At 61.4% G+C, this 23,769-nt stretch carries 23 protein-coding genes; 18 read left to right on the forward strand and 5 right to left on the reverse strand.

Annotation, left to right across the window (positions count from 1 at the left end):
* Positions 1-78 precede the first annotated feature (78 nt).
* A complete protein-coding gene (locus tag GJ700_RS31530; protein ID WP_154381560.1) occupies positions 79-3,084 on the forward strand; it encodes an EAL domain-containing protein in 3,006 nt (1,001 codons plus the stop codon).
* Between the two features lie 77 nt (positions 3,085-3,161).
* On the opposite strand, the gene GJ700_RS31535 is transcribed toward GJ700_RS31530, so the two are convergent.
* Positions 3,162-4,868 (reverse strand): MFS transporter, encoded by a 1,707-nt coding sequence (locus GJ700_RS31535; RefSeq protein ID WP_154381562.1) that lies wholly within the window; start codon positions 4,866-4,868, stop codon positions 3,162-3,164.
* A gap of 218 nt (positions 4,869-5,086) precedes the next feature.
* Between GJ700_RS31535 and GJ700_RS31540 the strand changes: the two genes are divergently transcribed.
* From GJ700_RS31540 to GJ700_RS31565, 6 genes are all read left to right on the forward strand, one after another.
* The gene (locus GJ700_RS31540; protein ID WP_154381564.1) at positions 5,087-6,265 is read left to right on the forward strand and encodes an acetyl-CoA C-acyltransferase; all 1,179 of its coding nucleotides are present in this window, start codon (positions 5,087-5,089) and stop codon (positions 6,263-6,265) included.
* A gap of 62 nt (positions 6,266-6,327) precedes the next feature.
* Positions 6,328-8,193, forward strand: a complete 1,866-nt coding sequence (locus tag GJ700_RS31545) for an acyl-CoA dehydrogenase (protein ID WP_154381566.1) — start codon at positions 6,328-6,330, stop codon at positions 8,191-8,193.
* 62 nt (positions 8,194-8,255) lie between these two features.
* Entirely contained in the window at positions 8,256-9,041 is a 786-nt protein-coding gene (locus GJ700_RS31550; RefSeq protein ID WP_154381568.1) for an SDR family oxidoreductase, read from the forward strand.
* 12 nt (positions 9,042-9,053) lie between these two features.
* On the forward strand, positions 9,054-10,049 hold the full coding sequence (locus GJ700_RS31555; RefSeq protein ID WP_154381570.1) for an NADP-dependent oxidoreductase: 996 nt from the start codon (positions 9,054-9,056) through the stop codon (positions 10,047-10,049).
* Positions 10,046-10,948 carry an SDR family oxidoreductase gene (locus GJ700_RS31560; RefSeq protein ID WP_154381572.1) on the forward strand — a complete coding sequence of 301 codons (903 nt, stop codon included), beginning with the start codon at positions 10,046-10,048 and terminating at the stop codon, positions 10,946-10,948. Before GJ700_RS31555 ends, GJ700_RS31560 begins: the two co-directional genes overlap by 4 nt.
* Positions 10,949-11,026: 78 nt before the next feature.
* The gene (locus GJ700_RS31565; RefSeq protein ID WP_154381574.1) at positions 11,027-11,452 is read left to right on the forward strand and encodes a GNAT family N-acetyltransferase; all 426 of its coding nucleotides are present in this window, start codon (positions 11,027-11,029) and stop codon (positions 11,450-11,452) included.
* Between the two features lie 90 nt (positions 11,453-11,542).
* Here the strand turns inward: GJ700_RS31565 and GJ700_RS31570 are convergent, their stop codons facing one another.
* From GJ700_RS31570 to ygfZ, 3 genes are read right to left on the reverse strand one after another with little or no spacing between them, the layout of a single operon-like run.
* Positions 11,543-12,280 (reverse strand): NRDE family protein, encoded by a 738-nt coding sequence (locus GJ700_RS31570; protein WP_154381576.1) that lies wholly within the window; start codon positions 12,278-12,280, stop codon positions 11,543-11,545.
* Positions 12,281-12,283: 3 nt separating this feature from the next.
* Positions 12,284-12,565, reverse strand: coding sequence for a DUF4936 family protein (locus GJ700_RS31575; protein ID WP_308700729.1), 282 nt, complete (start codon positions 12,563-12,565; stop codon positions 12,284-12,286).
* A gap of 11 nt (positions 12,566-12,576) precedes the next feature.
* On the reverse strand, positions 12,577-13,590 hold the full coding sequence (gene ygfZ / locus GJ700_RS31580; RefSeq protein WP_229507362.1) for a CAF17-like 4Fe-4S cluster assembly/insertion protein YgfZ: 1,014 nt from the start codon (positions 13,588-13,590) through the stop codon (positions 12,577-12,579).
* 239 nt (positions 13,591-13,829) lie between these two features.
* On the opposite strand from ygfZ, the gene mltG reads away from it, so the two are divergent.
* Genes mltG through GJ700_RS31605 form a run of 5 tightly spaced genes read left to right on the forward strand, consistent with a single transcriptional unit; the run spans position 13,830 to position 17,364 of the window.
* Positions 13,830-14,819: an endolytic transglycosylase MltG gene (gene mltG / locus GJ700_RS31585; protein ID WP_154381580.1), complete on the forward strand. Its 990-nt coding sequence runs from the start codon at positions 13,830-13,832 to the stop codon at positions 14,817-14,819.
* Positions 14,820-14,821: 2 nt separating this feature from the next.
* Complete coding sequence (gene tmk / locus GJ700_RS31590; protein WP_154381582.1) at positions 14,822-15,442, forward strand: dTMP kinase; 621 nt, start codon at positions 14,822-14,824, stop codon at positions 15,440-15,442.
* Positions 15,439-16,467 carry a DNA polymerase III subunit delta' gene (locus GJ700_RS31595; RefSeq protein ID WP_154381584.1) on the forward strand — a complete coding sequence of 343 codons (1,029 nt, stop codon included), beginning with the start codon at positions 15,439-15,441 and terminating at the stop codon, positions 16,465-16,467. The genes tmk and GJ700_RS31595 overlap by 4 nt, the downstream gene beginning before the upstream one ends.
* Positions 16,464-16,841 (forward strand): PilZ domain-containing protein, encoded by a 378-nt coding sequence (locus GJ700_RS31600; protein WP_154381586.1) that lies wholly within the window; start codon positions 16,464-16,466, stop codon positions 16,839-16,841. Before GJ700_RS31595 ends, GJ700_RS31600 begins: the two co-directional genes overlap by 4 nt.
* Positions 16,842-16,848: 7 nt before the next feature.
* The gene (locus tag GJ700_RS31605; RefSeq protein WP_154381588.1) at positions 16,849-17,364 is read left to right on the forward strand and encodes a GNAT family N-acetyltransferase; all 516 of its coding nucleotides are present in this window, start codon (positions 16,849-16,851) and stop codon (positions 17,362-17,364) included.
* Between the two features lie 66 nt (positions 17,365-17,430).
* Here GJ700_RS31605 and GJ700_RS31610 read toward each other — a convergent pair whose 3' ends face one another.
* Positions 17,431-17,793, reverse strand: a complete 363-nt coding sequence (locus GJ700_RS31610) for a hypothetical protein (RefSeq protein WP_154381590.1) — start codon at positions 17,791-17,793, stop codon at positions 17,431-17,433.
* Positions 17,794-17,997: 204 nt separating this feature from the next.
* Here GJ700_RS31610 and GJ700_RS31615 point away from each other — a divergent pair, with 204 nt between their 5' ends.
* The 6 genes from GJ700_RS31615 (at position 17,998) to GJ700_RS31635 (ending at position 23,523) form a co-directional block, all read left to right on the forward strand.
* Entirely contained in the window at positions 17,998-20,118 is a 2,121-nt protein-coding gene (locus tag GJ700_RS31615) for a hypothetical protein (RefSeq protein ID WP_154381592.1), read from the forward strand.
* 429 nt (positions 20,119-20,547) lie between these two features.
* Positions 20,548-20,892, forward strand: a complete 345-nt coding sequence (locus GJ700_RS31620; protein ID WP_154381594.1) for a hypothetical protein — start codon at positions 20,548-20,550, stop codon at positions 20,890-20,892.
* Positions 20,893-20,984: 92 nt separating this feature from the next.
* A complete protein-coding gene (locus GJ700_RS31625) occupies positions 20,985-21,323 on the forward strand; it encodes a hypothetical protein (protein ID WP_154381596.1) in 339 nt (112 codons plus the stop codon).
* A gap of 90 nt (positions 21,324-21,413) precedes the next feature.
* Positions 21,414-21,779, forward strand: a complete 366-nt coding sequence (locus tag GJ700_RS31630; protein WP_154381597.1) for a DUF4844 domain-containing protein — start codon at positions 21,414-21,416, stop codon at positions 21,777-21,779.
* A gap of 449 nt (positions 21,780-22,228) precedes the next feature.
* The gene (locus tag GJ700_RS36360) at positions 22,229-22,453 is read left to right on the forward strand and encodes a zinc-ribbon domain containing protein (RefSeq protein ID WP_371868223.1); all 225 of its coding nucleotides are present in this window, start codon (positions 22,229-22,231) and stop codon (positions 22,451-22,453) included.
* A 596-nt stretch (positions 22,454-23,049) separates the two neighbouring features.
* The gene (locus GJ700_RS31635) at positions 23,050-23,523 is read left to right on the forward strand and encodes a hypothetical protein (protein ID WP_154381599.1); all 474 of its coding nucleotides are present in this window, start codon (positions 23,050-23,052) and stop codon (positions 23,521-23,523) included.
* Positions 23,524-23,769: the final 246 nt, after the last annotated feature.

Raw genomic sequence — 23,769 nt, forward strand, 5'->3', positions numbered from 1 at the left:
AAGATGGGGGCGTATTTCCGTGCATGCTTTGCGTAAGGGAGCGGCCCATGAACACCGAATTTGCGGGAGGCGCCGGCCATGGCCCCCGTTGCTGACTTCCATGCCCGGCTGGCACGGCTGAGTCTGGCTGCGCGGCTGCGCGCGGCCGTTGCCGCGGTGGCGCTGCCGATGGGCGCCGCCGCCGCGCTGGCGCTGGTGCTGCACGTGGTGACGGTTTCGTTGTGGGAGACGGCCGCCACCGACCATGCGCGCGTGGCGGAACTGGTCAGCCAGAGCGCGCCGCTGTTACGCGCGGCGGGCGGCGTGCCGGAGGAGCGGCGCGCCGCATTGGCGGGATTGCGCGCGCAGATGCGCGACGCGGCGGCGCTCAGTGATGACGCGGCCGTGCGCGCGGCCGCCCAGGCGGTCAGCCTGGCCACGTATGACCACGAATCCGTCAAGGCCGGCGCGGCCCCGCTTGCGCCGTTGCTGGACCGGGTGGCGCTGGCCGCGGCGCGCGCTTCCGCCCATGCCCGGCGCAGTGCCGACACCGCCGGCAACATCACGCTCGTCGTCCTGCTGCTGGCGCCCGCGCTGGCGGCCGCCGGCGGCATCGTGCTGGCGCGCGCCATCACGCGCGGCATCGATGGCACCTTGCGCGAATGTATCGCGTTTGCCGGCGATATCGCGGCCGGCAATTTCCGTCATGGCGGCGCCCATGCGCGTCCCGGCGCGCGGGCGCGCCGCATGCACGCGCCGGCGGACAGCGCCAGCGAGTTCGACGTGCTGGTGCGCAAGATGAACGGCATCGCCGAGGAAACGCTGGCGGCGGCCGAGCGCGAAGTCGAACACGTCAAGCGGCTGGAAGGGGTGGAACGTTCGTGGGCGCTGTTGTCGGCGTGCAGCCGCTCGCTGGTCAAGGCGCCGGGTGAAGCGGCACTGACGGACGCGATTTGCCATCACCTGGTGGAACTGGGCGGCTACCGTATCGCCTGGGTCGGCTATGCGCGCGACGACGACGGCCGCACCATCGAACCGGTGTCGCATGCCGGCACCGACCGGGCATACGTCGATGCCCTGCAACTGAGCTGGGGCGCCGACGTACACCGGCACGGCGGCTTCGGCACGGCGATCCAGCAGCGCCGCATGCTGGTCTGCAAGAGCATGCACGGCGACCTGGTCTTCACGTCCTGGAAGTCGATGGCGCCGCCGCACGGGATCGACGCGTGCATCGCGTTGCCGCTGCTGGACGGCGAGGGGCCGATCGGCGTGCTGGGGCTGTACGCGGCGGACGCCAAGGGATTTACCGACGAGGAAATCAAGCTGCTGCAAGACCTGGCAGACGACCTGGCGTTCGGCATCGCCAGCCGGCGCGACCATGCGCTGCGCGAGCAGGTCGAAGACGAACTGGCGCACCATACCAACTACGACGGCCTGACGGGGCTGGCCACTGTGTCCACCCTGCAGCGCCACCTTGCGCCGCATGCGGCGAAGGCGCTCGACGGGCACCGCAAGGTGGCGGCGATCCACGTCAACATTGACCGCTTCCGCGAAGTGAACCAGGCGCTGGGGCGCGATGCGGGCGACCGGCTGTTGATGCACGTGGCGCAGCGGCTGCAGCAGGCGTGCGGCCACCACGCGCTGCTGGCGCGTGCCGGCCCCGATGAATTCATCGCGGTGTTGCCGGGCATCGCCGGTTCCGGCAATGCGGCGGCGGCCGCGTCGCGCTTTGTCGCGTCACTGCGGGATGCGGAGCCCGGGACGGAGCTGGCGGCACACGTATCGGTCGGTATCGCCATCCATCCCGACGATGGCGGCGACGCCGATGCCCTGCTGCGCCATGCCGCGCTGGCAATGCAGGAAGCCAAGCGGCAGGGCGGCAATGCGTGGCGTTTCTATGCGAAGGAAACCAATGCCCGCATGGCCGCACGCCAGGCGATGGAAGCGGAGTTGCACGGGGTGCTTGGACGCGCTGAGCTGGAGTTGCACTACCAGCCGCAATGCAGCCTGGTGACGGGCGCGGTGACCGGGGTGGAGGCGCTGCTGCGGTGGCGCCATCCGGCGCGCGGGCTGCTGGCGCCGGGCGAATTCCTGGGGGTGGCCGACGAGGCCGGGCTGGCGCCGGCGTTCGGCGCGTGGGCGATCGACGCGGTCTGTGCGCAGTTGCAGGCGTGGCGTGCCGCCGGCCTGCAACTGCCGCCGGTGGCGCTGAACCTGGGACCGCGCCAGTTCCACCATCACGGCCTGGTGGAAACCATACGCTCGGCGTTGCAGCGGCACCAGGTCCCGGAAAAGGCGCTGGAGCTGGAAATCACGGAAAGCGCGTTGATGCGCGACACCGAAGAGTCGGTGGCCACGCTGCGCGCGCTGCACGAACTGGGCGTGCGCATCGCGCTGGACGATTTCGGCACGGGGTATTCGTCGCTGAACCAGCTGCGCCGGCTGCCAGTGGACCATGTGAAGATCGACGAGACGTTCGTGCGGGGCATCGTGACGGCGCCCGATGACGCGGCGGCGTGCAACGGCATCATTTCACTGGCGCACAGCCTGCACTTCGCAGTGATCGCCAAAGGGGTGGAGACGGAAGAGCAGATGAATTACCTGCGGCGGCGCCACTGCGAAGCCATGCAAGGCTTCCTGTTCAGCCGTGCGGTGCCGGCCGACGCGCTGGCCGCGCTGCTGCAGTCCGGCCGCCGCCTGGCGCTGGCCGACCACGGCGACCCGCAGCGCACCATCGTGCTGCTGGACGACGAGCCGGCCATCGTGCGCGCGCTGAACCGCGCGCTGCGCCAGGACGGCTACAAGATCCTGGCCGCCACCAATTCCACCGACGCGCTCAAGCTGTTGGCCAACAACCCGGTGCAAGTGATCCTGGCCGACCAGCACATGCCGGACATCACCGGTGTCGCCTTCATGCAGCGAATCAAGGACCTGTATCCGGCCACCGTGCGCATCATCCTGTCGTCCTACGCCGACCTTGAGCCCGTGCTTGACGCCATCAACCGCGGCGCCATCTACCGCTTCTTCCCCAAACCCTGGAACGACGACGAACTGCGCGCCTGCATCCACGAAGCCTTCCGTCACCACACGTCGGGTCAGGCGTAAATAAAAAAGCCGCCCGAAGGCGGCAAAGACATGGCGGTGCGGGGAGGGGTCCCGCACCGCACAGGGAACACATCAAATCAGTCCGCGGCGTAGATGTCGTTGTGGATGGTTTCTTTCACGAACAGGGCGCCGATCACCAAGGTGGCCAGGGCGATCACGATCGGATACCACAGGCCGTAGTAAATGTCGCCCTTGAAGGCCACCAGTGCAAAGGCCGTGGTGGGCAGCAGGCCGCCGAACCAGCCATTGCCGAGGTGGTAGGGCAGCGACATCGACGTGTAGCGGATGCGGGTCGGGAACATTTCCACCAGCATGGCGGCAATCGGGCCGTACACCATCGTCACATACAGCACCAGCACGAACAGCAGCAGCACCATCATCGGCTTGTTGATGGCGTCCGGATCAGCCTTGGCCGGATAGCCGGCGGACTTGATCACACCGCCCAGTTCCTTCTTGAAGTCGGCGACTTTCTTCTTGCTGTCGGCGTCGAAGTTCAGGCCGTCCGGGGTCATGGTTGCGTTCAGCGACTGTACTTCCTTGTCACCCACCATGATCTTCGCAACAGAGCCGGCCGGCGCATCCTGGCGGCTGTAGTTCACCGAGCTTTGCGACAGCGACGACGTCGCGATGTCGCACGACGACGGGAATTTCTTTTCGCCGGTCGGGTTGAACTGGAAGTGGCACGATGCGGGGTCAGCCACCACCACCACTGGCGAGTTTTTCAGCGCGGCTTCCAGCGCAGGGTTGCCGTAGTGGGTCAGGCCCTTGAACAGCGGGAAGTAGGTCAGCGCGGCAATCAGGCAACCGCCCAGGATGATCCACTTGCGGCCGACGCGGTCCGACAGGCTGCCGAAGAAGATGAAGAATGGCGTGGCCAGCAGCAGTGCCATGGCGATCAGGATGTTCGCGGTCTTCAGCTCGATTTTCAGCGTTTGCAGCATGAAGAACAGCGCGTAGAACTGGCCCGTGTACCACACCACGGCCTGGCCCATCGTCAGGCCGATCAACGCCAAAACCACGATCTTCATGTTTTTCCACTGGCCGAATGCTTCCGACAGCGGTGCTTTCGACGTTTTGCCTTCCGCTTTCATCTTGGCGAAAGCCGGCGATTCATTCATCGACAGCCGGATCCACACCGAGATACCCAGCAGCAGCACCGACACCAGGAAAGGAATACGCCAGCCCCATTCGTTGAAGGCTTCTTCTTCCACCAGCAGGCGGGTACCCAGGATCACCATCAGCGACAGGAAGAAACCCAGCGTGGCCGTGGTCTGGATCCATGCCGTGAACAGGCCGCGTTTGCCTTCTGGCGCATGTTCCGCCACATAGGTGGCGGCGCCGCCGTATTCACCGCCCAGCGCCAGGCCCTGCAGGATACGCAGCAGCACCAGGATGATCGGCGCCGCGATACCGATGGCCGCATAACCTGGCAGCAGGCCGACGATGAAGGTGGACAGGCCCATCAGCATGATGGTGACGAGGAAGGTGTACTTGCGGCCGATCATGTCGCCCAGCCGGCCAAACACCAGCGCGCCGAACGGACGCACGATAAAGCCCGCCGCGAATGCCAGCAGTGCAAAGATGAAACCCGACGTCGGGTCGGTGCCGGCAAAGAATTGCTTGGCGATGATCGACGCCAGTGAACCATACAAGTAAAAGTCGTACCACTCGAAGACGGTGCCCAGCGACGAGGCAAAAATCACCTTCTTCTCTTCGGGGGTCATCGGGGTGGCTTTGCCGCCCCCCACGTTCCGCGCATCAGCGGTGCCGGATGCAATTGCCATGATTTATCTCCTATATCGTAATTTTTTAGGTCGCTGTTAAATCATCAGCTTATCGGCCAGTGTGTTCGTCGAACCTTACACAATGCTTGCTCCAAACTTACATAACGCTTACAAATTGCCAACAGGCATATCATGGAACTGTGGTAAAAAATTTTGCGAACGCTCGTGCTTATTTGTGCTATTCTGAATACATCGCAATTCAATAACCGGAGACTGCAATGACTGAAGCCGTGATCGTATCGACCGCCCGTACCGGCCTGGCCAAATCGTGGAAAGGCGCATTTAACATGACCCATGGCGCCACCATGGGCGGCCATGCACTGGCCGCAGCCATCACCCGCGCCAATATCGAAGCGGGCGAGGTGGAAGATGTCCTGATCGGCTGCGCCAATCCGGAAGGCGCCACCGGCGGCAACATCGCGCGCCAGATCGCGCTGCGCGCCGGCTGCCCTGTGACCACGGGCGGCATGACGATCAACCGTTTCTGCTCGTCCGGTCTGCAAACCATTGCCACGGCGGCGCAACGCATCATTGCCGGCGAAGGCGATATTTACGCGGCGGGCGGCGTGGAGTCGATTTCGTGCGTACAGCAGGAAATGAACCTGCATATGTTCCAGGAAGTGTGGCTGACGCAAAACAAGCCGGAAATTTACTGGCCAATGCTGCAGACGGCGGAAAACGTCGCGCGCCGTTACGGCATCAGCAAGGAGCGCCAGGATGAATACGGCGTGCAAAGCCAGTTGCGCGCGGCCAGCGCCCAGGCGGCCGGCCTGTTCAATGCGGAAATCGTGCCGATGACGACCGTGATGGGCGTGGCCGATAAAGCGTCCGGCCAGCTGGTATCCCGCGAAGTGACGATTTCCGCCGACGAAGGCATCCGCGCCGACACCACCCTGGAAGCGGTGTCGAAAATCCGCACCGCCGTTCCGGGCGGCGTGGTTTCGGCCGGCAACGCCAGCCAGTTTTCCGATGGCGCATCGCTGGCCATCGTCATGAATGCCAAAGTCGCGGAACAAAAAGGCTTGCAGCCGCTGGGCATTTTCCGCGGCTTCGCGGTGGCGGGCTGCGAACCGGATGAAATGGGCATCGGCCCCGTGTTCGCAATTCCGAAACTGCTGAAAAAAGCGGGCCTGAAAGTCGAAGACATCGGCCTGTGGGAATTGAATGAAGCGTTCGCCGTGCAAGTGCTGTACTGCGCCGACAAGCTGGGCATCCCGATGGACCGCCTGAACGTGAACGGCGGCGCGATCGCCGTCGGCCATCCTTATGGCGTGTCGGGCGCGCGCCTGACAGGCCATGCGCTGATCGAAGGTAAGCGCCGTGGCGTCAAGTACGTGGTGGTCACGATGTGCATCGGCGGCGGTCAGGGCGCGGCCGGTTTGTTCGAAGTCGTTTAAGCACGCATTCCTTGCAGGGCGCCCACAGAAGGCGCCCGCTCACCATCTCCAGGAGACTTAAGATGCAATCGAAGCTGCTGTCGCGCCGCGACCTCGATTTCCTGTTGTACGAATGGCTGGACATGGAAGCGCTGACAGAGCGCCCCCGCTTTGCGGACCACAGCCGCGAAACCTTCACCGCCGCGCTGGACACGGCGGAAAAAATCGCCACGGATTTATTCGCACCGCATAACCGCCTGTCCGATGCTGATGAGCCGCGTGCTATTCCCGGTGACAAATGCCTGGAAGTGCAAATGATCCCCGACGTGAAAACCGCGCTGGACGCCTACATCGGCGCCGGATTGCTGGCGGCGGGACAGGATTATGAACTGGGCGGCATGCAACTGCCCGTCACTGTTGAAAAGTTATTGGCCGCGTATTTCACGGCCGCCAATGTGTCGACCACGTCGTACATGTTCCTCACCATCGGCAATGCGAATACGCTGCTGAAGACGGGCACGCCGGACCAGGTGCGCCGCTTCGTGCAGCCGATGCTGGAAGGCCGTTATTTCGGCACCATGTGCCTGTCGGAACCGCAAGCCGGCTCCAGCCTGTCCGATATCACGACCCGCGCGGAACCCGACCCGGCCGACGGCCCTGAGGGCGACCGCCAATACCGCCTGACCGGCAACAAGATGTGGATTTCCGCCGGCGAACACGAATTGGCCGGCAATATCGTGCACCTGGTGCTGGCCAAGATTCCCGGACCGGACGGCAAGCTGATCCCCGGCGTGAAAGGCATCTCGCTGTTCATCGTGCCGAAACACCTGGTCAACGATGACGGTAGCCTGGGCGAACGCAACGACGTGGTGCTGGCGGGCCTGAACCACAAGATGGGCAACCGCGGCACCACCAACTGCCTGCTGAACTTCGGCGAAGGCGTGTTTACGCCGCAGGGCAAGGCCGGCGCCATCGGTTACCTGGTGGGCAAGCCGCACCATGGCCTGGCCAACATGTTCCACATGATGAATGAAGCGCGCATTGGCGTGGGCGCCGGCGCCGCCGTGCTGGGCTATACGGGCTACCTGCATGCGCTCGACTATGCGCGCAACCGCCCGCAGGGACGCCACCCGGCCAACAAGGACCCGGTTCAGCCACAGTTGGCGATCATCGAGCATACGGACGTGCGGCGCATGCTGCTGGCGCAGAAAGCCTACGCGGAAGGCGCGCTGGGACTGGTCCTGTACAGCGCGAAACTGGTGGACGACGAGCGCACGGCGCCGGACCCGGAACAGCGTGCGCTGGCCACCCGCCTGCTGGAATTCCTGACGCCGATCACGAAGTCGTGGCCGTCGCAGTGGTGCGTGGAAGCCAACAGCCTGGCCATTCAGGTGCATGGCGGTTACGGCTATACGCGCGAATATCCGGTCGAACAGTTTTACCGCGACAACCGCCTCAATGCGATCCACGAAGGCACGCACGGCATCCACGGGCTGGATTTGCTGGGCCGCAAGGCATCGATGCAGGACGGCGCGTTGCTGAAAGCGTTCGCCGCGGAAGTGCGCAAGACCATCGACCAGTCGTCGCGCGTGGTCAATGCCGGTATTGCCAACTATGGCCGGGATCTGGACGCGGCGCTGCGCCGCACGGAGCAAGCCACGGCAACGCTGTACGGCGCGGGCGACATGAACAAGACGCTGGCCAATGCCAGCGTGTACCTGGAAGCGGTCGGCCACGTGGTGGTGGCGTGGGTCTGGCTGCAGCAGGCGATTGCCGCCAAGGCGGGACTCGACGCGGGCGCGAACCCGGAGGATGAAGCCTTTTATAAGGGCAAGCTGCAGGCATGCCGCTACTTCTACCAGTGGGAATTGCCGAAAACGGCGGCCCAGTTCGATCTGCTGGAAAGCCTCGACACGACAACGCTGGACATGCAAGATGCGTGGTTTTGAACCGGCAGGAAAGACCGTGCACGGACGATGAAATATAAAACACACCCAAGGAGAGTTTGAAGATGACACGCACCACTCAGCAATTGTTCGACCTGACCGGCAAAACCGCGCTGGTGACAGGCGGTTCGCGCGGCCTGGGGCTGCAAATGGCGCTGGCGCTGGGCGAGCAGGGCGCGAAAGTCGTGCTCACGTCGCGCAAGCAGGCCGACCTCGATGAAGCCGTGGCCGAGCTGGCGAAACACGGCGTGACGGCGTACGCGATTGCCGCCGACTTGCAAAAGGAATCGGCGGTCGGACCGCTGGTGGATGCGGCATTGGAAAAACTGGGCGGCCACATCGACATCCTCGTCAACAATGCGGGCGCCACGTGGGGCGCGCCGGCGGAAGATTATCCTGTCGAAGCGTGGGACAAGGTGATGAACCTGAACGTGCGCAGCATCTTCCTGGTGTCGCAGGCGGTGGGCAAACGCTCGATGATCCCCCGCAAATCGGGCCGCATCATCAATATCGCATCGATCGCGGGCCTGGCCGGCAACCCGCCGGGCATGCTGACCATCGCGTACAACACGTCGAAAGCGGCCGTCATCAATTTCACCCGCACGCTGGCCGGCGAATGGGGCATCCACGGCATTACCGTCAACGCGCTGGCGCCGGGCTTCTTCCCGTCGAAGATGAGCGCGGGCCTGATCGCGTCGCTGGGCGAGGAAAAAATGGCGGGCGAAGCGCCGCTGCGCCGCCTGGGCGACGATGAAGACTTGAAGGGCCCTGTCGTGCTGCTGGCGTCCGACGCCGGCAAGCACATCACCGGCCAGACGCTGGCCGTCGACGGCGGCGTGTCGGCCATCTGATTTAACTGACATATGAATACCTATCAACGCATCGTACTGGCTTCCCGCCCCCGTGGGGAGGTGGTGCCGGAAAACTTCCGCCTCGAAACGCTGGAAGTACCCGCCATCGGGGACGGCCAGGTCCTGGTCCGCAACCATTATCTGTCGCTCGACCCCTACATGCGGGGCCGCATGAGCGAAGCGAAAAGCTATGCCGCGCCGCAGCCGCTGAATGAAACCATGATCGGCGGCACGGTGGGCGAAGTGATCGCGTCGAACAATCCGAAATTCGCCGTGGGCGACTGCGTGGCCGGCATGTTCGGCTGGTCGGAAATCGGCGTGTCCGACGGCGCGCTGCTGCGCAAGGTCGACGCCAAGGTCATTCCACTGTCGGCCTACCTGGGCGCGGTCGGCATGCCCGGCATGACGGCGTGGTATGGCTTTAACCAGATCCTGCAGGCCAAGCCCGGTGAAACCGTGGTCGTGTCCAGCGCCAGCGGCGCCGTCGGTTCCGTCGTCGGCCAGCTGGCAAAACTGAAGGGTTGCCGCGCAGTCGGTATCGCCGGCGGCGGCGAGAAATGCGATTACGTCGTCAACACGCTGGGCTTCGACGCCTGTATCGATTACAAGGCGGGCAACCTGGAGGGCGACCTGGCGGCGGCCACGCCGGACGGTGTCGACGCGATTTTTGAAAACGTGGGCGGCGCCGTGTTCGACGCGGCGCTGGGGCGCACCAATGCATTCGCCCGCGTCGCGCTGTGCGGCATGATCGCCGGCTACAACGGCGAAGACATCCCGCTGCGCAATGCGCGCATGCTGCTGACCAACCGCGTCAGCCTGCGCGGCTTCATCGTCACGGAACACCTGGACATGTGGCCGCAAGGCCTGGCGGAACTGGGCGGCCTGGTGGCCACCGGCAAGCTGCAATTCCGCGAATCCGTGGCGGACGGCCTGGCGCAAGCGCCGGACGCGTTGATTGGCCTGCTCAAGGGTAAAAATTTCGGCAAACAACTGGTGAAAATGATATGAAAAACTTCAAAAATAGAGTTGCCGTCATCACGGGCGGCGCGGCGGGACTGGGCAAGGAATTTGCGATCCGCGCCAATGAACTGGGCATGAAACTGGTGCTGGCCGACGTGCAGCAGGATGCGCTGGACGCCACCGTGCGTGAACTGAAGGAGCAGGGCGCGGCCGTCATCGGCATGCTGTGCGACGTGCGCAAGAGCGAGCAGGTGCAGGCGCTGGCCGACGCCACGATGAAGGAATTCGGCGCCGTGCACCTGGTGTTCAACAATGCGGGCGTGGGTTCCGGCGGACTGATCTGGGAAAACACGGAAGCGGATTGGGAATGGGTGCTGGGCGTGAACGTGTGGGGCGTGATCCATGGCGTGCGCATCTTCACGCAATTGATGCTGGAATGCGCGAAAGCCGATCCGGCCTTCGAAGGCCACATCGTCAACACGTCGTCGATGGCCGGCGTCGTCAATCCAACGGTGATGGGCGTATACAACGTGTCCAAGCACGCCGTGGTGTCGCTGTCGGAAACGCTGTACCACGACCTGAAACTGGTCGATGCGCCGATCGGCGCCTCCGTGCTGTGCCCGTTCTTCGTGCCGACCGGTATCAACCAGTCGCACCGCAACCGTCCGGACGACGTCAAGATGGCCAAACCGACGGCCAGTCAGCTGGCGTCGCAGGCGATGACGGACCGCGCGGTCAGCTCCGGCAAGGTCACCGCGCGCCAGGTGGCGGAGATGACGTTCAACGCCATCGAAGCCGGCCAGTTCTACATTTATTCGCACCCGGATGCGCTGGCGGGCCTACGTGTGCGCATGGAAGACATGACGACGCCGCGCAATCCCACCGATCCCCATGCCGCCACGCCGCACATCCGCGAGATGCTGCGGGGGATGCTGAAGAAGGATTGAAGCAGGACTTGAAGCAGGACTTGAAGCAGCGGCGGCGCGGGGATGTTCCTGCGCCGCACGGCATGGCAAAATAGGCGGATGAATAAACCTGCCATACGCTATGGCGACTGGTCCGCGCTGCGGGCCGACGCCCAAACCATCCGCCTGGAAGTCTTTGTCCAGGAACAGAATGTCCCCGCCGAACTGGAAATGGATGACAAGGATGCGGTGTGCCTGCATGCGGTCGCGTACGACGCGCAAGGCACGCCCGTCGCCACCGGACGCCTGCTGCCGGACGGCCATATCGGCCGCATGGCGGTGCGCAAGGCGCAGCGGGGTTCCGGTATCGGCGGCCTGATATTGCAGGGCTTGATGGCGCAGGCCAAAGCGCGCGGCGACGCGCAAGTGGTGCTGAGCGCGCAAACGCACGCGGCGCCGTTTTACCTGCGCCACGGCTTCGTCATGCAGGGCGAAGAATTTTACGAAGCCGGCATCCCGCACGTCGAGATGACGTTCCGGTTTTGATGCTGCGGCATCGACTCCGTAGGGCGGCTTTTACAAAGCCGCCTGCGTGCGCCGCCGGGCTGCACCCATGGCGGGTTTGTAAAACCCGCCCTACTGGATCTGCATCTCATGCAGCACGGCAGGCGTGTCCGTGTACAGTTTAACGACGGTCGACGAGCGCGTGCCATACGCGGCCGATTCGATCCGCACCGCCGACAGCATGCGCTCCACTTCCAGCGGCACGCCGGTTTCCGGCAAGCGCATGTCCGGTGCGCGGGTGGTATCGGACAGCATCTCGAAGTAGGCATCGTCCGGCGCGCCCAGGCACAGCAGGCTGGCAAATTGCGCCTTGGTCTTCAATACTTTCGGCCACGGTGAATCCAGCAGCGCATTCGACAAGCCGTAGATACCGGGCGCCAGCGGCTCGCCGTTGCGCGGGTCCGATTCGCCCTTGTTGGAATACCATACCAGGCTGTCGCGGTCGCCGACCACCAGGTTGAACCCGTTGTACGCGGCGGCGCCGTCGCGGATACGGTCGACGTAGGCTTGCGGCGACATGTCCCCGGCCAGGAAGTCGGCCACCAGATGGCCGCGCGACGGCGCGTCATCCTTGTGGTCTTGCGGCGCGCGGATATTGGTGATGGCGGCGAACCGGGATGGTGATCCTTCGCCCTGCGTCACCCCCATCCAGCTGCCGCCCGCTTTCAAATCGCGGCCCGCGAAGATCCGCGGGTGATCGGGCCACGGGCCCGCCGGCGCGGCTTCACGCGCATAAAATTCGTCGCGGTTGGCGGCCGCGATCAGCGGCACGCCTGGCACGACCTGCCATGCGAAAACGATCAGGCACATGGATCAGATATCCGTAAAGAATTCAGTGTGACGGGGGCCTGCGGTCAGCGCGGATAGTCCATGCGCTTGCACTGCATCGGCCAGCACGGCGTCGAAGCCGTCGCGGACAGCGGGATAGACTTCCATCCATGTCCATATGCCGTCGCCCGAAGAGTGCGGCCGGCGTTTCAGTTGCGGCGCCACGCCATGGGCGGAGACCAGCTCCGCCTGCATGGCTGCCACCGCGCGGTGCAGGGCGGTTTGGTCCGCATCCCGCACTTTGTAATAGATATACAGGTCCATCATCCGCCGGGGAATCAGACGTCCAGCTTGTCCAGCACGTAAGGCATGGGCAGGAAGGCCAGCGGCACGCCGTCGGCGCTGCGGGCACGGACTACGCCCTGTTCCAGCGCTTCCAGCTTCATTTCCACCAGCGCATCGACGCCGCCTTCGCCATTGGCGGCCGCATTGACCACCATGCCGCACGGCTGCGAGGGATCGCTGACGGCAAACACTTCGGCTCCGGCGGACAGGCCCGGATCGGCAATGCGGGCCAGCGCCGTGCGGCGCTTCAATTTGCCCAGGTACTGGCTGCGGGCAACGATTTCCTGGCCCGGATAGCAACCCTTCTTGAAATTCACGCCGCCCAGCAATTCCAGGTTGATCATTTGCGGCACGAACTGTTCCTGCGTGGCGGCCGTTACTTGCGGCACGCCCGCGTGGATCGCCGCCAGGCGCCAGGCATCGTTGCCGCCCACGTTCAGGCGGTCGGCCAGCACGGGCGCCACGGTGTTGGCGGTGTCATGGGACGTCAGCCACAGGTAGCGCGGCGCCCCGAACGCATCGCCCAGGCGCAGCAGCGTGCCCAGCGGGTGCGAGACTTTGGTGTACGCTTGCTGCGGCAGCACGTCGAACCAGGTTTGCAGCACGGCTTCGGCCATGCCGCCGCCCAGGCCCAGCACGACGGCGCTGGACGGCGCATCGGTGGCGTCGGCCAGTTTGGCCTTGGCGCGCAATACGAACATGGACAGGCGTTTTTGCAGCGCGGGCTGGATTTCGCGCGCCAGTTGCAGCATGACGCCGTTCGGGTCGTCGGCGGTGCCGCGCCACATGGTAAAGGTGGCTTGCAGACGGCCTTTCGGCGTGCAGTAGCCGGCCAGGCGCACGTCGTCCGCGCCCAGGTGTTCGACATCGTTGGTCAGCTGGCTGTGCAGGAAACTGGCCGCATCGTCGCCCTGTACGGCGATCAAACCCTGGTCAGTCACGCAGGCAACGAAGCCCACCGACAGTTCAACGGGTGTCAGCGCCGGGTAAGGCGCATCGGATGGCATCAAGGTTTGTTTCCAGTCACTCATAGATATTGACATTAAATTGCCGGTTTTCGTGTTCTTATGTGGGTATCGCTTACTGAAAATGGCCTAGTGGCATTATCATTACGGCCTCATTATAGTGATGTCGCGGAATTCGCGTTGGACGCAGCCAAAAACTGTGACTCCAGCCGTAGAATGGCTATCAGGCGTGGCTTGCACGCGGAAGGCGGTTCGTGGCGCGCGTCGTAACAGTTTTTAAAATGGCATTCATAAAAAAAACGATCGTTTTGGGGATGGTAACAGCCGTGGCGCTGGGCGGCGGTTTTGCGTGGTGGGCCAACCAGCCGATCACGACGGAAGACCCCCCGATCGAATTCACCATCGCGCCCGGCAGCGCCGCGCGTGCGGCAGGCCAGCAAATGCAGGAAGCGGGCGTCCCGATCCAGCCCTTGCTGTTCAACCTGCTGGCGCGCCTGACGGAAAAATCCGCCAGGCTCAAAGCCGGCTCGTATGAACTCAAGCCGAATACCACGCCGCTGCGCCTGATCGACCAGCTGGTGCGGGGCGAATTCGCGCAAGAGCAGCTGACCATTATCGAAGGCTGGACCTTCCGCCAGATGCGCCAGGCGATGGCCGCGCACAAAGGCTTGAAACACGATACGGCCAACATGTCCGACGCGGAACTGATGGCCCTGGTATCGCCCGATTACCGGAAACCGGAAGGCTTGTTTTTCCCTGACACGTATTTATTTGCCAAGGGTTCCAGCGAACTGGCGATTTTCCGGCAGGCCCATGCGATGCTGCTGGCGAAATTGCAGGAAGCGTGGGACAAGCGCGATACGACGTTGCCCTATAAAAATCCGTATGAAGCGCTGACCATGGCGTCCATCGTGGAAAAGGAAACGGGCCAGAAATCCGAGCGCAACATGATTGCGGGCGTGTTCGTCAACCGGTTGAAGATCGGCATGCTGCTGCAAACGGACCCCACCGTGATTTATGGCATGGGCAACAAGTACGACGGCAAGATCCGCAAGAAAGACCTGGAAACCGACACGCCCTACAATACGTACACGCGGGCCGGCTTGCCGCCGACGCCGATTTCGTTGCCGGGCATGCAATCGCTGGTGGCGGCCATGGCCCCTGCCAAGACCGGCGCATTGTATTTCGTCGCGCGCGGCAATGGCACCAGCCAGTTTTCAGACAATCTCACCGACCATAACCGGGCGGTCAACCAGTATCAACGGCAGTAACTATGACTTTTCAACGCGGTAAATTCATCACTTTCGAAGGCATCGACGGCGCCGGCAAATCCACGCACATCCAGTTCGTCTCCGATTGCCTGCGCGCGCGCGGGATCGACCTGGTCAGCTCGCGCGAGCCGGGCGGCACGCCGCTGGGTGAAAAGCTGCGCGAACTGGTGCTGCACGAGCCCATGCACCTGGAAACCGAAGCGCTGCTGATGTTCGCCAGCCGCCGCGAACACGTGGCGCAAGTGATCGCGCCGGCGCTGGCGCGCGGCGCCTGGGTGATTTCCGACCGCTTTACGGACGCCAGCTTTGCCTACCAGGGCGGCGGACGCGGCCTGGACCGCGCCAAGCTGGAAGCGCTGGAACAGTGGGTGCACCCGGACTTGCAGCCGGACCTGACGTTCCTGTTCGACGTGCCGTTGGAGGTAGCCCGGGCGCGCCTGGATGCCACCCGCGACCTGGATAAATTCGAACAGGAACAGGCGGATTTCTTCAACGCCACCCGCAATGAATACTTGCGCCGCGCCGCGCAATTCCCGCAGCGCTTCCGCGTGATCGATTCGTCCCGTTCGATTCCCGAAATCCGGGAACAATTGCAAGCCATCGTGGAAAGCCTGTCCGCATGAGCGCCGCCATCTTCCCGTGGCAGCAGGCGGCCTGGGACCAGCTGCAACTGATGCGCGCGCGCATGCCGCACGCAATCCTGTTCCATGGCGCGGCCGGCATCGGCAAGGCGCAATTCATCGAACACTTCGCCAAATCGCTGCTGTGCGAAAGCGCCGGGCCGGGCGGCCACGCGTGCGGCGCCTGCGTGTCGTGCGGCTGGTTCGACCAGCAAAACCACCCGGACTACCGCCGCGTGCGGCCGGAAGCGCTGGAAGATGAACCGGCGGGCGACGGCGAAGAGGGCGGTGAAGAAGGCAAGAAAGCTGCCAAGAGCAAGACGCCGTCGAAAGACATCAAGATCGAGCAGATCCGCGCGCTGTCCGACTTCATGAACATATCCACCCACCGCCAGGGCTTGCGTGTGGTGGTGCTGTATCCGGCGGAAAACCTGAACATGCCGGCGTCGAATGCCTTGCTGAAGACCCTGGAAGAACCGCCGCCGGGCACCGTGTTCCTGGTGTCGTCGAACAGCCTGGACCGCCTGCTGCCCACCATCCTGTCGCGCTGCCGCAAGTTCGCGTTGCCGCTGCCGCCGTTCAATGAAGCGCTGGCCTGGCTGAAAGAGCAGGGCGTGCCCGATGCGGAAAGCTGGCTGCGCGAGCAGGGCGGCGCGCCGCTGGCGGCCCAGGCCCAGGCGGAAACCGGGTCGCGCGAGGAAATGGATGTGTTTTTACAACTGTTGGCCAGCCCCGGCGTGGAAGCAGCGCTGCGCTGCGCCGACAAACTGCAAAAGGTGCCGCTGGCGAATCTTGTTTCGTGGCAGCAGCGCTGGCTTTATGACATGTTTTCATACAAACTGTCGGGAACCATCCGCTACTATCCGCGCTACCGCAAGGAACTGGCGGCCCTGGCCGACAAGGTGCACATCAGCAAACTGATGGCCGCCATCAAGGGCGCCAACGAGCGGCGCGCGACGGCTGACCACCCGCTGTCGCCCAAACTGTTCATCGAAGACATGCTGCTGGAGTACACCAAGACCGTATGAGCGCCAGTCCTCCCGATCCCAACGCAACGCCGATAGCCCGGCCGACCGTCCTGTCGCTGGCCATCAAGGAAAAGGCGGCCCTGTACGCCGCCTACATGCCGTTCCTGAAAAACGGCGGCATGTTCGTTCCCACGCAAAAGCCCTACAAGATCGGCGACGAGATTTATTTGATCCTGGCGCTGATGGACGATCCGAACAAATACCCGATTGCCGGCAAAGTCGTGTGGATCACGCCGGCCGGGGCCAATAACAACAAGGCGCAAGGCATCGGCGTGCATTTCCCCGACGATGAAACCGGCCAGCGCACCCGCCTGCGCATCGAAGAAATCCTGGGCGCCGCACTGCGTTCGTCGCGCGCCACCCACACTTTGTGAAGACACCATGCCATTCCGCCACCGTCCCGCCACCCTGAACGATTTGCCCGCCATTGTGGCGATTTACAACAGCACCGTCGCGTCGCGTGAAGTCACGGCCGATACGGAGCCGGTCACGGTGGCGTCGCGCCTGGCCTGGTTCCATGAACATACGCCGGACCGCCGGCCCCTGTGGGTGATCGAAAGGGCGGACGACACGGCGGCGCAGCCGGAAATCGTCGGCTGGATTTCGTATTCGAACTTCTATGGCCGCCCGGCCTACGCGGGTACGGCTGAAGTGTCGATCTATATCGAGGAAAGCTGGCGCGGCAAAGGCGTGGGCCGCTATGCGCTGGCCGAAGCCATCGAATTTGCGCCGTCGATCAAGGTGCATACCTTGCTGGGCTTTATTTTCGGCCACAACCAGCCCAGCCTGGGGCTGTTCGGCAAGTTCGGCTTCGAGACGTGGGCGAATTTGCCGCGTGTTGCGAACCTCGATGGCGTCGAGCGGGACTTGATCATCCTCGGCAAACGCGTGGCATAAGTACAACATGCATTTTTCAAACAAATGTCCGTGTCGACGGACATTTGATGTTAATTTACAACGCTTCTATTCTTTATTTACCGTCAATTGCTTGATGGTGGCGGCTTTGCCATAGGTCACTGTCACCAGCAATTTTGTCGGGCACAGCGCGCGGTACACGTATGTGCGCTCCTCTCCCTTCACCGTGCGCAGCAACAATTCCAGCGGCATGGCGGACGGACAGGCGCGCAGCAGGGGCGCGGTTTCCGCCTGCGGGTCGCCTGCAATGCGGCCCAGCGCCGCAGCCACCTCTGCTGTCACAGCGGGCTCCACGTCGTCGATGGCTTTCATGGGCCGCGGTTCAGGCTGGGACTGCTGCTTCGGCTGTTCCGACCACGCGCAGCCGGATAGCAGCAGGCTGGACAAAAGCATTGTCGACTTGATTCGCATGGCGTGTCTCCGGACAAAAACCTTCATCATAACGCCGCCGCCAGCGCGTGCAAATGTCTCATTTTGAACAGAATCCAGCCCTTTGTCTAAAAAGGCCCAGATTCCCACTTCTGAAAAAACGCTCCCTATACTCGGTTCCGATCCCACGAGGATTCATCCAACAAAACGAAAACCACTGAACTGACAGACAGGAGAGATTGCAGCATGCGTCAATTTTCACGTCCCGTTTCTCGTACCATCCTGGCATCCCTGATTACGATGGCATTTGCCGGCGCCGCCCATGCGGGCGTGCAGTCGGTTGAAAACCTGCACCTGTTCACCAACACGGCGGCCAAATCGGCTGACGATGTGCTGCGCGCCAACGCCGACCGCTTTGGCCTGCCAAACTCGCTGAACAACCTGACCCTGGTCAAAGTGCAGGAATCGCTGACCGGTACCCACTATCACTACCAGCAAATGCTGCGCGGCATTCCTGTCGACCGCGCCGTGATCATCGTTTCGATCGGCAAAAACGGCCAGCTGCAAAAGATCTTCAATGAAACCCGCCACATTTCCGACAAGGTCGACGCGGCCGCGGTGAACCAGCTGTACAACCAGGCGCAAATCTCCGAAGACGCGGCGCTGGACAAAGGCTGGAACAACATGAAGGTGCAGCACGCGCTGGTGAGCGCGCCGTCGACCGAACTGGTGTGGATGCCAACCAAGGATGGCGTGCAACTGGCCCGCAAAGTGCAAATCCAGGCGCAAATGCCGACCGGTGGTTTCGTGCAATACCTGAACGCCCATGACGGTTCGGTGATCGATTCGTACTCGCTGTCGATGCCGCGCAAAGGCGAGCGTACGCTGGCTGACCGCGCCAAAGTCACCGGTCCGGTACTGGATCGCAAGGCTGCCACCCAGGCCGTCAGCAGCAACCAGACGCTGCGCGCCGCCGCGCCAACCGCATCGCTGGCGCCGTCCGGCATCAACGGTTCCGGCTATGCCTTCGACCCGGATCCACGCACCGCGCTGAACACCGATGCGCTGACCGACACCTCGGCCGCTTCCGCCTTCGACGCCGCGTATTCGAACAAAACCCTGCGCGACCTGACGGTCACCAGCGGCGTGTACTCGCTGTCCGGCCCGTACATCAACATCAAGAACATCGAAGCGCCGAACACCGCGCCATCGACCACCACCAATGGCGTGTGGACGGCCAAGCGCGGCAACAACGGCTTTGACGACACCAACGTCTACTACCACATCGACACCAACCAGCGCTACATCCAGTCGCTGGGCTTCACGGGCACCAAGTCCATTATCAACCGTCCGCTGAACGTGGATACCGACGGCGTGAACGGCGACGATAACTCGCACTACAGCGGCGGTTCCAACGATTACCTGGCATTCGGCCACGGCTGCGTCAACGACTCCGAAGATGCGGACGTGATCCTGCACGAATACGGCCATGGCATCCAGGCCAACATCAACTCGAGCTGGAGCGGTGGCGACACGGGCGCGATGGGTGAAGGTTTCGGCGACTACTGGGCCGCATCGTATTCGTACAGCACCCCGAACGGCAAGATCTACCACCCTGAGTGGGCCTTCAGCTGGGACGGCCACGGCGCATGCTGGGCCGGCCGCATGCTGAATCGCTACGACGCCAAGTACAACAGCAGCAAGTCGTACGCCGCGCACACGTCCGTAACGGAAAACGGCGTGACGTTCCAGTCCGACGAACTGTGGTCGGCGCCGCTGTACCGCTCGATGGTGGCGTTGATCGCCGCCGGCAAGACCCGCGGTGACATCGACAAGATCATCCTGGAAGCGCACTTCGGCCTGGGCAGCAACATCAAGATGCCGGCCATGGCAACGGCCATCGTGAACGCGGCGAAAACCCTGTTCCCGTCGGACCTGACGTTCGCCAACACGTTCCAGGCCAACTTCGAAGCGCAAAACATCCTGTCGGCCGTCGTGCCGCCAGGCCCGACCATCAGCGAAACTGAAAGCAACAACACGACGGCAACGGCCAACGTGATCACGACCACCAATACGCTGGTGAACGGCACGATGAGCGCGTCGACCGACGTGGATTACTACAAAGTCACCATCCCGGCCGGTAAAACGCTGACCGTGACGATGACCCCGAACGCAACCTCCGACTATGACCTGGAGCTGTACAACAGCGCCGGCACCAAGATCGGTTCCAGCGTGAAGGGCACCGGCCAGGCCGACACCGTGACCCGCACCAGCGCGGCCGGTGAAGTGGTCTACGCCAAAGTGATCTACTACGCGGGCGGCACCGGCGCCACCAGCGGCAAGTACACGCTGACGGCCGCTTGGTAAGTATGTAGGGCTTACGCAGTGAGTGAAAATGCCAGCATTCGTGCTGGCATTTTTTTTGGTGGTTTGGAATCGAAGGCGGAGCCTATTTGCCCCGGGACGATTTCTCTAACGGCCGCTATGTCGAAGGAAACTGTACGATCCCTTTATATACCTTACTAAAACTTGGCGATATCCCGCCACTTCACCACAGGGGCAGGCAGCCACACTTCGGAGGCAGGCACGGGTGTTTTTCCTGTCCGTTATCCAGAGGAGTGATGTTGCGCCGCGGGCCTGAGGGTGGTGGGGTTGGGCTTTAGGATTGGGGTGTGCTAAACTGACATAACTATTTGATAATTAAGGAAAGACGCGGTGCTTCGGGCTCGAATTCTCCGGTTTGTGTCGGGAGAAAGGGCACCTTTTAGGGCGTCTACTTCACGTTGGGCTAACTAAATGGAACTCCGCTGCGTCGCCGATGTTGCCGGTCCCTGGATGGAACCGGACTTCGAATCGAGCCTGATTACTCGCTGTCGCCAAAATTGGTCGACGCCGATTTTCGAGGTATCGAACTATGCTCTGGCTACGTTTATTCGACAGCAGTTCGCTTGGGAATTGACTTTGCCAGAGGCTCGTCGACGAATCGCTGCTGGTTATCTCGACAACACCGAACTTTATGATGACGAGCTTTTCGTCGCTGTTACCGAGGCACTGTTGATTTCCTTTTCCCGCAATTCGCCCAACAATCTAATCCAGCGGACGCCTGAAGGCGCCGCTGATCGTCAACGTTCGGCCCTATGAATCCGATTTTGTCATTACGCGTAGATGGCAGACCAGTCCCGCTTGCTAGTTTTGCTGTCCCCGGCATGTGCCTGAGTTCTGCTCGCAATGGAATGGAACGACATACTTTTTTGTTCGAAATTGCCACCAAGCAGATGATCGAATTCTTGGAGCCGGCGTATGCTGCGTGGGTCGAGGAATCTAAGCGAGATGACGAGATTTGTGGTGGGCCCCAGGATGATCTTGCGATGGCGGGATATCCAGCATTGGATCGGCTGGTCGAAGCTCCAGGGTTAATGCAACTTGTACTAGGCTACTTGCAAAAAGACTTCCTCGAAAAATTGACTTGGGATGGTAGCAGCGAAATTTGGTATTGGCTTGACGACGTCACGGGCTGTGACGCTAGCGATCAGCTAGTAAGGCTATCAGGTGTTTGCTATAGCAAGAGGTGAAATTATGCAGCCGAACAAATCCGTCAACCGGACCGCTAGAGCGCTGCGCGCTGTAGCGTCCGGTTACGTCTCACGTTGGACCACTAATCAATGACTGACGACCCTATCTCCGAAGTAGAAGACGAAGCACTTACAGTCGATGACAATGTAGTTGCTGACCTTGTCGCGTTCCGAAAAACCTCGAAGCTCGAATACTTGCCTGGTGAAAACATAGAGGCGGAGCGAGAGCGACTTTCTAACATCCTCAATGCATTGATTGACAAACTCATTGCCGGCGTCAGAGCAAACCCGAGCAAGCTCTGGGTCCTCACTCAATTCCAGCATTCGCTGGAATTGGTCGAGGGGGAAGATACTGAAGGTCGAGAACATTTTGGAATGGAGATCGAGGAGATCATGGACATTCTCGGCATTGAGAGCTCGGATGGCCTACTCAGCTATTATCTCGGTGGTTTCTAATGCAAACCATGTCCAACCATGCATTCCACCGGACCCGCGCGAAAACCGCGCGATTCGGTGAATTCCCACGTTGGGCCGAACATGATGACTGAGACTGAGCATCTTGAATCGCTGGTGGCGCTTCTAACTACCCAAGTATTGGATCCTGTTGCGTACATCACTACAATTCGTGGCAAGTCCTTAAAGCGCGAGTTTGAGAAGCTGATGCGGCTTGTGCGCGACGGCGATGAACTCTGGGAATGGGAATGGTGGGGACCTGTAGAACCCCGAAATAGATATTCGATGGGTTGGTGTGTCGTTCGAGATGGTCGGGCCACTGCTTCGTTCTGTCACTCGCACTCATAGTGAATGCGTTGTCGTCAGTATCGGATGGATACTCGCCCAACAGTTCATTCAACCCGGACGTGCTGACGCGCGCCAGTTAATTCAAGTACGTTGGCTTCCTAAGCATGAGCACTCTGATTGATCGGACTAAATGGTCGGATGCAAGTCGCCGTAGTTCAGGTCACTACGATGCCCAAGCAACAGAGTACGAAGGTATTCGTTGTCAGTGCAGGAAATGCACCCGCTCCTTTGTATTCTCGGCAGAGGAACAGAAGACTACGTACGAAGTCGAAAAACGGTTTGTTTGGTACCTTCCGAAATATTGCAAGGAATGCATTGATGGGGACTAACGTAATGCTGTGCCAACAGAGCATTCGAGCGGACTGGACGGAAATCGCAACTTCGAGTTTTAAGTCCCGGGCGCCAGCCGCTCACTTCCAAGTTGGGCCGCATGAAAATGGCAGTTGAAAGTGAATTCCCTGGGTGGTACAAATTCGAAGTGGTTGGATTCCTAAGACCGGGCTTCCTGAAGGTTATGTCGGTCGCCCCGCCTCCGCCAAAAGGCTTTATCGTGTTGTTTGATTTGCCAATTGACGAAGTTTCGCTTCACTCCGTGCCACCTTCGTTGCGGGTTCCGAATTCGGTGATTTGGTGTTTGGTCGAACCTGATTTTTCTATTTCACGGGTGGCTGCAGATGTAAGAAATGAGGATGCTAAGCGATATTTTCCGGGGTAGTGTTTGCCCAACCAAATAATCAACCGGACGGCTTGCGCGCGGCACGCTCCAGCCGCCGGTTATCGTTCACGTTGGCGGGTGAGCTAGTGCCGAGTGCGGGCGAACCCTTATCGATTTGCAGCCGGTGGCAAACAGGAATGGCAACTTCCTTGGTAGGATTATTACGTGCTTTAAGACTCTGATTGGCCAGACTTATTCTAGGAAATTTTGATGCTTAATAAGGATGAAGTTACGGTTGTTGCAGCGCGGGTCCTGCAGGACCTCGCTGCAGCCAGCGGCGTGCAATGGGAACATGCTTATTTCAGATTCCATTCGGAAAATGTTGGTCATCGTTCGTTTGAGTTCATGCATCGCGTTGGCAGGAACTTGCTGCCGTTAATGGATGACGAGCAGCATACCAACCTGCTCGATAAACTTATGATGCGGGTGTTTGAACTAGCGCAATCTGAGTCTGGCGAACGCCCTGTGGTCGCCGTATTGGCACTCGACAGCGGGCAGAACTACAATTTGAAGTTCGAATACAAGGATTCGCGAGCGCTAGAGATTGGCTACATGGCTCTCGGGACCACGAACTCGTATTTTAGGGTGGATGAAGTGGATATTCCTGAATACGTGAAGGAGTATCAAGCTGAGCTGGCGGAAAATGGCGTAGAGGAAATCCCTATACCCTTTGTGGACCGGTAGTTGCTCAGAGCTTGGCGCTGGGTATCTGTGAGCGTCCCAGCGCCAACCCGGCGCTGGTGCGGACTGGCCGGAAATCACACCTTCAAGTTTTAAGTTCCGGGCGGCCAGCCGCTCACCTTTCACTATAAGGGCTTCCCAATTTTTCAAGGCAAATGCGTTCCTCGATCAAGTCGATTAGCGTCTGGAGTTGGTCGGCCTGCGAAACTATAAACGGTCTTGTTGGGCAACTTTGTCATTTGCCCGGAC

Origin of the sequence: Pseudoduganella rivuli, assembly GCF_009674485.1 — a bacterium.
GTDB classification, from domain to species: domain Bacteria; phylum Pseudomonadota; class Gammaproteobacteria; order Burkholderiales; family Burkholderiaceae_D; genus Rugamonas; species Rugamonas rivuli_B.

What these genes read in the sequence shown, in the direction of transcription:
- GJ700_RS31530 (WP_154381560.1), top strand. Translation starts at nt 79, where the DNA reads ATGGCCCCCGTTGCTGACTTCCATGCCCGGCTGGCACGGCTGAGTCTG.
- GJ700_RS31535 (WP_154381562.1), bottom strand. Translation starts at nt 4,868, where the DNA reads ATGGCAATTGCATCCGGCACCGCTGATGCGCGGAACGTGGGGGGCGGC.
- GJ700_RS31540 (WP_154381564.1), top strand. Translation starts at nt 5,087, where the DNA reads ATGACTGAAGCCGTGATCGTATCGACCGCCCGTACCGGCCTGGCCAAA.
- GJ700_RS31545 (WP_154381566.1), top strand. Translation starts at nt 6,328, where the DNA reads ATGCAATCGAAGCTGCTGTCGCGCCGCGACCTCGATTTCCTGTTGTAC.
- GJ700_RS31550 (WP_154381568.1), top strand. Translation starts at nt 8,256, where the DNA reads ATGACACGCACCACTCAGCAATTGTTCGACCTGACCGGCAAAACCGCG.
- GJ700_RS31555 (WP_154381570.1), top strand. Translation starts at nt 9,054, where the DNA reads ATGAATACCTATCAACGCATCGTACTGGCTTCCCGCCCCCGTGGGGAG.
- GJ700_RS31560 (WP_154381572.1), top strand. Translation starts at nt 10,046, where the DNA reads ATGAAAAACTTCAAAAATAGAGTTGCCGTCATCACGGGCGGCGCGGCG.
- GJ700_RS31565 (WP_154381574.1), top strand. Translation starts at nt 11,027, where the DNA reads ATGAATAAACCTGCCATACGCTATGGCGACTGGTCCGCGCTGCGGGCC.
- GJ700_RS31570 (WP_154381576.1), bottom strand. Translation starts at nt 12,280, where the DNA reads ATGTGCCTGATCGTTTTCGCATGGCAGGTCGTGCCAGGCGTGCCGCTG.
- GJ700_RS31575 (WP_308700729.1), bottom strand. Translation starts at nt 12,565, where the DNA reads ATGATGGACCTGTATATCTATTACAAAGTGCGGGATGCGGACCAAACC.
- ygfZ (WP_229507362.1), bottom strand. Translation starts at nt 13,590, where the DNA reads ATGCCATCCGATGCGCCTTACCCGGCGCTGACACCCGTTGAACTGTCG.
- mltG (WP_154381580.1), top strand. Translation starts at nt 13,830, where the DNA reads ATGGCATTCATAAAAAAAACGATCGTTTTGGGGATGGTAACAGCCGTG.
- tmk (WP_154381582.1), top strand. Translation starts at nt 14,822, where the DNA reads ATGACTTTTCAACGCGGTAAATTCATCACTTTCGAAGGCATCGACGGC.
- GJ700_RS31595 (WP_154381584.1), top strand. Translation starts at nt 15,439, where the DNA reads ATGAGCGCCGCCATCTTCCCGTGGCAGCAGGCGGCCTGGGACCAGCTG.
- GJ700_RS31600 (WP_154381586.1), top strand. Translation starts at nt 16,464, where the DNA reads ATGAGCGCCAGTCCTCCCGATCCCAACGCAACGCCGATAGCCCGGCCG.
- GJ700_RS31605 (WP_154381588.1), top strand. Translation starts at nt 16,849, where the DNA reads ATGCCATTCCGCCACCGTCCCGCCACCCTGAACGATTTGCCCGCCATT.
- GJ700_RS31610 (WP_154381590.1), bottom strand. Translation starts at nt 17,793, where the DNA reads ATGCGAATCAAGTCGACAATGCTTTTGTCCAGCCTGCTGCTATCCGGC.
- GJ700_RS31615 (WP_154381592.1), top strand. Translation starts at nt 17,998, where the DNA reads ATGCGTCAATTTTCACGTCCCGTTTCTCGTACCATCCTGGCATCCCTG.
- GJ700_RS31620 (WP_154381594.1), top strand. Translation starts at nt 20,548, where the DNA reads ATGGAACTCCGCTGCGTCGCCGATGTTGCCGGTCCCTGGATGGAACCG.
- GJ700_RS31625 (WP_154381596.1), top strand. Translation starts at nt 20,985, where the DNA reads ATGGAACGACATACTTTTTTGTTCGAAATTGCCACCAAGCAGATGATC.
- GJ700_RS31630 (WP_154381597.1), top strand. Translation starts at nt 21,414, where the DNA reads ATGACTGACGACCCTATCTCCGAAGTAGAAGACGAAGCACTTACAGTC.
- GJ700_RS36360 (WP_371868223.1), top strand. Translation starts at nt 22,229, where the DNA reads ATGAGCACTCTGATTGATCGGACTAAATGGTCGGATGCAAGTCGCCGT.
- GJ700_RS31635 (WP_154381599.1), top strand. Translation starts at nt 23,050, where the DNA reads ATGCTTAATAAGGATGAAGTTACGGTTGTTGCAGCGCGGGTCCTGCAG.